This window comes from bacterium, assembly GCA_016786595.1.
In the GTDB taxonomy this organism is placed as follows: domain Bacteria; phylum Bdellovibrionota_C; class UBA2361; order SZUA-149; family JAEUWB01; genus JAEUWB01.
In genome coordinates this window covers 1-9,150 of the sequence record JAEUWB010000021.1, presented here as the reverse complement: position 1 = coordinate 9,150, position 9,150 = coordinate 1, and the positions used below count along the sequence as shown (strand labels likewise).

The following is a 9,150-nucleotide window of genomic DNA, read 5'->3' as shown; positions in this document are numbered from 1 at the left end:
GTGCTCATAATAAAGATATATAGCTGAGATTCTTTAGTTTGTGATCAAAAAAATTACTACGATAGCCAATCCTTAGTTGGCTACTAGGTAAAGCAGCAAGTGTATAGGGAATTTAAGCGTGATTAGCCACCTAAATCATAGCGCAGGACAGCACTAAAACTGATATTTAGTGCTGGTTTTTGTGGCTTGTAGCAGTTGGATGAGCAGGCGCGTGCTGCTGATTAGCATGGGCATCGTGCTGCTGGTTTAGTGCTGGAAGTGGATTTGTAAAACTCTCAAATTCGGCTCCTTGTGGCTTGATTGAAACTCGTGTTGCATGATCGCCAAGAGTCCCAAAAATCAATAAGAATAGTAAAACTAGTGGATAGATCGCGTAGCCGATGATAAGACGCTTTTCAAATTTAAGGTGCATGAAGAACATGCCAACTAGTAGCGCCTTGATTGAAGCGATTCCAATTGCGACAACTATATTTAATACTCCGAAATCAATCCTTGAAACTGCTACAGTAACAATTGTCAAAAATAATAACGCCAGTAAAGTATTACGATAGGCGTTTTGCGAGAGAATATGGCCTAAACCATCCTCAAAATCCTGAGGTGTTAACTTACCATCACCAAGTCTTTTCCAATGTCCTGAATGCGCACCCATAAGCTGTCCTTTGAATTTATTAAATGCCGGGCCTTAAAAATGTTAACCAACTAAATACAGTAGTGGAAATAAAAAGATCCAAATCATATCTACCAAGTGCCAATATAGTCCACTGACTTCCACAGGGGTATAATATGTTTCTGAAAAAAGGTTCTTCTTCGCCAATGAGCGCACCCAGAGCAGTAATCCCATGCCGGCAATGACGTGTAATCCGTGAAGGCCTGTCATGCAAAAATAGAGTCCAAAAAATATTTCCTTAGGAGGGAAAAGGCCATGCTCAATTTTAGCTGAATACTCAAAATATTTAACGACAAGAAAGATTAACGCGCAGATCACCGTGATATTCAGGCACGAAACAACTTTTTTATTATTACCATGTTGCGCTGCATCAACGCCAAGCACCATGGTATATGAGCTAAACAGTAATACTGCCGTGTTTAACGCACCAAGTCTCCAGTCCAGCATTGTTGAAGCAGCATGGAACTGATCGAAATAAACCCAACGAAATACTGCGAAGGCGCAAAATAATCCGCCAAATAAGAGAACTTCGGTGGCAAGAAACAGCCACATCCCAAACTTCGAAGCATGATAGGCAGTTTCTGGTTCGAAATGATGAAAGTGTCCTGGTGGTAATTCTGTAGCGTGCGACATAGGTACTTAATTCATCCTTTTATGCGTGAGCTTCAGAGCCGTGAGGTTTCGCGTCGACTCCGTAGCCGTAAGGCCAATCGTTGACAGTTGGAATTTTTTCAAAATTGTCATGCGGAGGTGGGCAAGCTGCTGTCCACTCCAGTGAAAGTGATCCCCATGGATTTTGCTTGGCTTTTGGACCGTAGAATGCTGCCCAGAGCAGGTTGACCAAAACCAGCAAATAACCAAAACCATTAATGAAGGCGAAAATGCTGGAAATGCGGTGGAGCGGTTCAAACTCTACAGGGTAGTCATAGTATCGACGTGGCATGCCTTCCATGCCAAGTGCAAACTGTGGCAGGAAGGTTCCGTTAAAGCCGATAAAGAGTAAGATGAAAGCAATTACAGCGAGCTTCTTGTTGTAGGTGCGGCCAAACATCAGTGGAAACCAGTAGTGTAGCCCCGCATATAACCCAATTACGGCACCGCCCTGGATTGTATAATGGAAGTGGGCGACAACAAAGTAAGTATCATGATAATGTGCGTCTGTTGCCAGAGTTGCTAAATGTATTCCAGTACATCCGGCGATCATGAACAAGAACACAAAGGCCATAGCGTAGAGCATCGGTGCATCCCAAGAAACCGAGCCTTTGTACATTGTGGAAACCCAGTTAAATACTTTTACGGCTGTCGGGATTGCCACCGCGAAGGTAATAAACGAAAAAATGTATCGAGCGGCGTCAGACATTCCAGCCACAAACATGTGATGCGCCCATACAATGAAACTAATTGCTGCAATGCCTAGACTGGAGAGCACAATCGCTTTGTAGCCGAAAATAGGTTTGCGCGAGAAAACCGGAATAATTTCACTGACAATGCCCATTGCCGGAAGAATCATGATGTAAACAACTGGATGAGAGTAAAACCAGAAGAAATGCTGGAATAGTACAGGATCTCCTCCAAACTGAGGGTTAAAGATTCCAACTCCCATTACGTTTTCTAGAATCAAGAGTAAAAGCGTGATTCCAATTACTGGAGTTGCTACGACCTGTAAGACTGAAGTTGCATAAAGCGCCCAAACAAAAAGTGGTAGACGATCCCAACTCATCCCAGGGCAGCGCATTTTATGGATTGTGACCATAAAGTTAAGCCCAGTTAAAATCGAAGAAAATCCCAAGACAAACGCAGCCAGAGTCATGGTGATGACACCCGGTGCGTTTTGAATGCTGTACGGCGCATAGAATGTCCAGCCTGTATCAACGCGCATGAATAAGGCGACAAACGCGATCGCTGCCCCTGTTACATAAATCCAAAAACTAAGGCGATTGACTTTAGGGAAAGCAACGTCCTTTGCTCCAATCATCAACGGCAAAATAAAGTTCCCCAGAGTTGCGGGGACGCCCGGAACAATAAAAAGGAAAATCATAATCACGCCGTGCAGAGTGAAAATCACGTTGTAGGTTGCAGCATCGTAGAGTGTTTTACCGTGTGAGAACAGCTCAGCCCGGACAAGCATTGCTGCCACGCCGCCAATCACAAAGAAGCTAATGATTGCAATCAGATACATTAAGCCGATGCGCTTGTGATCGATACTCATCCACCAGGACATAAATCCCTTTTCCCAGTTGAGGTAGTTGCGATCGCTATGCTGTTCTGTTTGTGCGCTCATAATTATTCCTTAAAAATTGTTATTGAAGAGTTTTGATATAGGCGATGAGTTGGTCGACTTGCTCGTCGCTCAATTGCCCTTGTTGTGAGGGCATTACGTTTGGCGTAAAGCCTTTGACGATTTTAGCGTTTGGATTAAGCAATGATTCGCGCAAGTAGTTTTCGTCGGCTTTAATTTTCGATCCATCTGTAAGTTCCACATCATGACCAAAAACGCCCTTTAATGTTGGACAGGGTTTAACCGAACCGTCGGTGCTGTGACAGCTTGCGCAGGCTTTTTCCGCAAAAAGCTTCTTGCCCAGTGCTTCAGGTGTTTTCTCTTCTTCGCCAGCTGCACGGTCGTTAATGAAATCCTGATATGCTTCTTTCGAGACAACACGAAGATTTGCCAGCATAGCTGAGTGGCCTAGTCCACAGTATTCCGTGCAAAAGATAGGGAATTGGCCAGTCTGATTCGCTTCGAACCAGAGGTAGTTATATTGGTTCCCGATCACGTCTTCTTTAACGCGCATGGCAGGAATGAAAAAGCTATGGTTGACGTCTTTAGAGCGCATAATTAAACGCACTGGTTGCCCGACAGGAACGATTAACTCGTTGACGGCTTTTTTCCCGGTATTGTAGGCGAAAGTCCATTGCCATTTTTCCGCCTGCACATTGATTTCTTGTGCATTGCTTGGGGGGTTACGCATCTCACGGTAAATTACCAGTCCATACCAAAAGACAAAGCAAACAATTGCAGTTGGAATTGCTGTCCAGACTATCTCTAGTGCTGCATTGTGAGTGATATGTGGCGTTGGATCGTTGTCAGTTTTGCGACGATACTTAATGCCAAAATAGACCATCGCACCAGTAATTGCGACAGTGCAAAATACTGATATGTATGTAATGAAATTGTTGATCCAATCTACTTGCTCTGCCCAAGTTGAACCTTGAACCGGCATCCAATCAAAGGTATTGGCAAAAATATTAGCCATTGCAAATCTCTCTACTTTTCTCTTTGCGCCTTAAATAAATAAGGAAACTAAATAGTAATAACACGACAGCTATACTGACCACGCGCATTAGTGTCCATGCAGCAAATGTATATTTGCCTTGTGTATGGTCATAACGAAAACAAAAAAGAAAGATCTTATCAATAGTTGTTCCAATTCTGCCTTCGGATGCATCAATTAAGGCAATTCGGACTTGTTCAGGTTCGTAGAGAACACCATAAAAATAGCGCATAATTTTGCCAAAAGGCGATAAGATCATAAATCCAGCAGCGTGTGCGAATTCAGTTCCGTCAGGCGTAAAACCAAAACCGAGCGTTCCAGTAAGTTTTTTAATAACATCTTGAGAGGCAGTTAGAAATCTCCAACCCCGTGGCCCATTCTCTGGGTGCTTCAGTGTTTTATAGTAATTTTCAGCTTTTGCTGTAGCAAGATCGGCAGTCTCCTCAGGGTTAATGCTGACTGCTAGAATATTATAATCCCGACCAAGCTCTAATGCTTGTAGTTGATTAATTAGATCGGTAAGTCCATTGAGGGTGAAATTACAAAGCCTTGGGCAGCGAAAATAAACAGGAACAATAATGGTAGGCCTACCGTTTTCGAGGTATTTTCCTAGCGGTTTTGTTGTGCCGTCTTGATCTGTCAAAGCTAAAGTGAGGTCGACTTGGGCACCTAGATTTTCAGTGATGCCGGAAGACTGCGGCACGCTGGCTGAGTCTTCGAGAGCGAGAACGTGAGGCGCAACGGCAAGTGATAACAAAATTAAAATATAGGCGATGTTTCTTACTGTCTTCATTATGGCAATTCTGGCGCAGTATACAAAATCAGGCTGATTATTAAAGCCTCGCATATGTTTGAAGTTCAGCTCAGTAATTTTAGTAGGTTAGGCTAGAAAGTTTGTTTGAGGTAACACAAGTTCAACGAAGACAAACCGAAATATATAAATAATATAATAGAAAAAAATTGGAAGGGAGTTATTCGCACACTCCCTTCCGATCAGATTTTCGAGCTATTTAAACAACAAGATTGTGATCTGCTCGCAATTCTGGGAGCACTTGAGCCCACACGTTGTCTCTCTCAATCACAGCAGCATCCCTTTCAGGAGAACCCTTTTCAGGTCGCTTACTGTAGATATCAAGATAGCTCGGGTCGAGTAGATGCATTAGAAGTCCAAAGCAGGCGACATACATCGCACTAGCCTTGTAGTTCTTGCCATCACTCTTGCAACCATTTGGGCAGACAAAATGCTCGCCATTCCAATCGCGCTTGATCCATTCTTCAACAGGCAACCTGTTTCCATCTGAATCATACTTGACGATCGAATAACGAAAGCCGAGTTGTCGACAGCATGGGCATGTTTCATCCCAGCCAAAGCGGTTGCGTTCAAACGACTTGATGCCGTGGCGCAGATCCATGCCTTGACTAGTGACTTTTGGACCATTGCGTTTGCTACGGATCAAGTCCAGAAGTGCAGCAATTGCCAGATTCTGCATCTCACGATTATGGTCTGAACTCTGACCTGTCCCAAAGGACAGGCGCTTTGCACTTTCCATCAAATGGACTGTTGCCGCTGGGCCAGTTTGTATCCAACGTCTTTTACCTGAGTCATACTTAAGCCCGCAGACGAATTTCATGATCCGGCTTGCTAGCTCCTTGTTGCGCTGAGTGCGGATGTTGAGCAGATGCTTTTTTCCGCCCTTGACGCGCCCTTGTCCTTTTGTCCGACGCCCAGACTTACGACGCTGACTTTTGGTAAGTTCCGTGAGTCTTGACTCAGCGCCAGGCCCAAGCCCGAATCCGGATTTGCCAACCGGTGCTTCAACCTTCAACTGTCGAAGGAGACGCACAGTATTGTCAGGCCCGATTTCCCAGACACAAATGAAGGCATAGCCGTCAGGGTGAAAGACAGTAGTTGCGACGACTGTTCCAGGTTCAAGAGTTAACGCTTTTGGCGTTTTCTTTTTGCCTGGATTATCGCCTGCTGCTTCATCTTCAGCTCCACTAAACTTCACCGCCTTTGTTGCCTCGCTTTGTGGCTTAGCTTCAAGTTGCACAGTAATGTCTAAGTAAAAGACGTCACCCTGTTTCCTGATTCTGATTCCGCAGAACGTGATCGGCTTTGGCCCATCGATGGGGTCGTCGTAGATGTAACCTGAACTACTTTCTTTATCTTCCCGCACCGCTCGCACAGGTTTCAAGCGCCTGTCCTTGAAGAACTGCACTTTGATCCACGTGCCGTTTGAATCTTCGCCGAGTAGACGCAGTTGGACTGCACCTAGCGTAGAATTTGGTCTCGGGCTTAAATCCAAATTTTTGTAACCACCACTTGCTGATAGCACAAAAAACCTGGGGTGATGCACGAAGTGCGGCTCAGTGTATGTCGGCGGCTCTGGCAGTACTCCGACCTCTCTCAGGAAACTCGTGTAAACTCCGTGCAGGGCACGAAGTTCTGGATTTTTCTTGAAGAGGCACTCGAGCCGTGCTAGGCCACGATTGCGGTGATGTTTTTTCTTGATTTTATCCCAATCATCTTGCGTTAGATCGTTGACTTCAATTCTTTGCGCAGTAGCTTCATTACGCCAGTTGTTGAGCGCTGAAGTTTCTCGCAAGAAATTGAAGTAATCCAAAGATCCAAGTAGGCCTTTGCCATTTGGACCAAGGCTTTTTTCGATTGCCGTGAATGGGTCGTATTGCTCTCGTAGCGCAAGCAACTTAGCTCGACTTCGGTCTGGATCGGTTGCTTTCCAAGTCTCCAGTTCGCTAAGCCATTTGGCCTGAGCATCCCGCCAGGTATCATCTCGTAGCCCGAGATAGGACCGGATGTGTTGTAGTGCTTGGCAGATGCATTCCGTAAGCAGCGTAGAGCCGAATTGACGATATGGCTCAAGTAGACTTTCCGTGAAGAAGTTTCCTTGGGCACAATCCTCGTATACATTTCGGTAGTGCCGGAGATCTGCGATGATTCCTTCGAGGGCAGCTTTTTCATTGTCTGTAGACGCCAACTCCAGGGCTTTTCGCACAGCTTCCTCTAAACTATCAGCGTAGTTGAAAGTCGTAGCGTAGCTACTGCAAGATCTCGACGCCTGTTGAAAGGCAAACTGTCCGAAGTCATGCTTGAGCCGCAAAATCGTTCGAGCCCAACCCTGAAGTTGTGCTCTTGCTTCTTGCGTTTCGCCGATTTTCCCCAGACGCGCAGAGTTTAAGAACTGAGCGATTGCACGAATTGCTGCGTTAAGTTTTTCGTGCGAAGTGATGAAAGGCTGAAAGTGCGCTGGAACTGGTTTCCCTCGTGCATAACCCTCAACGAATACGCGACCAGCAAAGGTCAGCGTTACAATTGGCCCTTGACCGGGCTTTTTCTTTTTTGGCATTTCATAGAACCTCTGATACGCACAACCTCTAGAGCTATGCGTGCTTTAACCTAAAGTCTTCGTTGACTTTGGCTGCATGATTTTCCACGTTGAGAAACACCACACAGCGCAAAGCCAAGAAACGTAACTACTCAAAATAAAATGAGAAAGAATAACAGGCTCGCCAGAACTAACTGGGGCTGTGGCTATAAATTTTTAGCCGAGAGGCTAGCTTAACTAGCATAAATCTTAGAAAATATCCATATGAGCGGCCGGATTATAGAAATCGCATCCCCAGCAAAGCTCTCAATTCGAGACTCAGTTTTGAGTGTCAAGCTTCTCGGCCGTGACGAAGTATCTGTAGCTATTGAAGATCTTTCGATAGTCATGCTTAGCAATAGGCAAATTTCAGTAACGGTTCCAGCGTTAAATGCCCAGCTCATGCTGGTGTAGCAATCATACTTTTTGACGACAAATATTGTCCTCAAGCTTTAATGCAACCGCTAACAGGGAACTCACTACATGCACAGATTTTACAGCTGCAAACTACATCAAGCCCAGAACTTAAGGCTATTTTATGGCAGCAGGTCATTCGTGCAAAAATTAATGCTCAAGCTGTGGTATTAAATAAATCTAATATCGATGCTGGAATGCTGATTAAGCTTGCTGGAAAAGTTTTACTTGGCGATTCCACAAACGTTGAAGCTCAGGCAGCACGTAGTTACTGGCCTTTATTGTTCGGCATGAATTTTCGAAGACGCCCTGATGCGAGCGAAGGAGTAAATAGCTTGCTCAATTATGGCTATGCGCTGATACGCAGCGCAGTTGCTCGCGCACTTTCTTCTGCAGGGTTACATCCAGCGCTGGGAATTCATCACCATCACAGGCAGAACGCTTTTGCTTTAGCTGATGATTTAATTGAGCCCTTAAGGCCATCCGTAGATTTGGTCGTTGTTGAATTGCAGAAGAACTCAATTGAATCTTTAACCCCCGATGCGAAGATGACCTTACTCTCTGTGCTTACTTCGCAAATTGAAGTCAATGGCCAGAAGATTGCGTTTTTAGACGCCCTTACGAATTACGTGGTCAGTTATCGAAAATGTATTGAGCAGCATCAATCTAGGTTAGTTATACCAGTGATTAGTGTGTAGTCAGGAAATATTATTTTATGTGGCTCTTAGTTTTATTTGATATTTCTACTGTAACAGTCGAATCAAGGCGGGACTATCGCGTTTTTAGAAAAGAACTGGGGCATTCAGGCTTTTCCAGGCTACAAAAGTCGGTTTATCAGAGACATTTTTCCACAGTTAAAGCGTCAAAGCCTACTGAATTGCAGCTGATCGCAATCTTACCTGCGGAAGGTGATATTCGGATAATCAGTTTAGGTGATGAGCAAATAAAACAAGTTAGAATTTATCACGCTAAAGAAAAGCAATCAGCTGATAACCCGCCGAAGCAGCTCGAAATATTTTGATATTCCCGAGATGTCTCAAAGTTTGACTGTATTAGGAGGCTATGTTAGCGAATGCAGACAGTTCTTTCAAAATCCCAGCTAGTGAGTGTAGATGTTGAGTTTTCCTAAGTTCATAGAGGTGTGAGCATCTATGAACTGAGGGAACGGAATGGAGGTTGGTTCCTGAAAAGGGACACTTGTTTTAGGGCACTTAGTTCACTGCGTAGGCCTAGAGTTTACGTAGTCATGAGACGTGGGTTTTGGTGTAAAGCTAAGAAACTGTCATAGGTGGGCACAATTGTCCCTGCCGAAACAGAGACCTGAATCAGGTGGCATTCGTGCTACTGAAAGGGCTTAGAAAGACTTGCCTAGCGCAGGTCGACACCACGTCACACGAGTAAAAAGGTATGC

8 protein-coding genes are annotated in these 9,150 nt (G+C 44.7%); 2 read left to right on the top strand and 6 right to left on the bottom strand.

Annotated features, from left to right (window positions below):
• Window positions 1–166: 166 nt before the first annotated feature.
• The 6 genes from JNK13_03825 to JNK13_03800 all read right to left on the bottom strand — a co-directional run bounded on the left by JNK13_03825 (window position 167) and on the right by JNK13_03800 (window position 7,307).
• A complete protein-coding gene (locus JNK13_03825; GenBank protein ID MBL7661864.1) occupies window positions 167–649 on the bottom strand; it encodes a cytochrome C oxidase subunit IV family protein in 483 nt (160 codons plus the stop codon).
• A 42-nt stretch (window positions 650–691) separates the two neighbouring features.
• Window positions 692–1,300: a cytochrome c oxidase subunit 3 family protein gene (locus tag JNK13_03820; protein MBL7661863.1), complete on the bottom strand. Its 609-nt coding sequence runs from the start codon at window positions 1,298–1,300 to the stop codon at window positions 692–694.
• Between the two features lie 19 nt (window positions 1,301–1,319).
• Window positions 1,320–2,948 carry a cytochrome c oxidase subunit I gene (gene ctaD / locus JNK13_03815; protein ID MBL7661862.1) on the bottom strand — a complete coding sequence of 543 codons (1,629 nt, stop codon included), beginning with the start codon at window positions 2,946–2,948 and terminating at the stop codon, window positions 1,320–1,322.
• Between the two features lie 19 nt (window positions 2,949–2,967).
• Entirely contained in the window at window positions 2,968–3,921 is a 954-nt protein-coding gene (coxB, locus tag JNK13_03810) for a cytochrome c oxidase subunit II (protein ID MBL7661861.1), read from the bottom strand.
• Window positions 3,914–4,732, bottom strand: a complete 819-nt coding sequence (locus JNK13_03805) for an SCO family protein (GenBank protein ID MBL7661860.1) — start codon at window positions 4,730–4,732, stop codon at window positions 3,914–3,916. The genes coxB and JNK13_03805 overlap by 8 nt, the downstream gene beginning before the upstream one ends.
• Before the next feature lie 217 nt (window positions 4,733–4,949).
• Entirely contained in the window at window positions 4,950–7,307 is a 2,358-nt protein-coding gene (locus JNK13_03800) for a hypothetical protein (GenBank protein ID MBL7661859.1), read from the bottom strand.
• A gap of 434 nt (window positions 7,308–7,741) precedes the next feature.
• Here JNK13_03800 and cas1 point away from each other — a divergent pair, with 434 nt between their 5' ends.
• Window positions 7,742–8,437 (top strand): type II CRISPR-associated endonuclease Cas1, encoded by a 696-nt coding sequence (gene cas1, locus JNK13_03795; GenBank protein MBL7661858.1) that lies wholly within the window; start codon window positions 7,742–7,744, stop codon window positions 8,435–8,437.
• 17 nt (window positions 8,438–8,454) lie between these two features.
• The gene (gene cas2, locus JNK13_03790) at window positions 8,455–8,760 is read left to right on the top strand and encodes a CRISPR-associated endonuclease Cas2 (GenBank protein ID MBL7661857.1); all 306 of its coding nucleotides are present in this window, start codon (window positions 8,455–8,457) and stop codon (window positions 8,758–8,760) included.
• Window positions 8,761–9,150 lie beyond the last annotated feature (390 nt).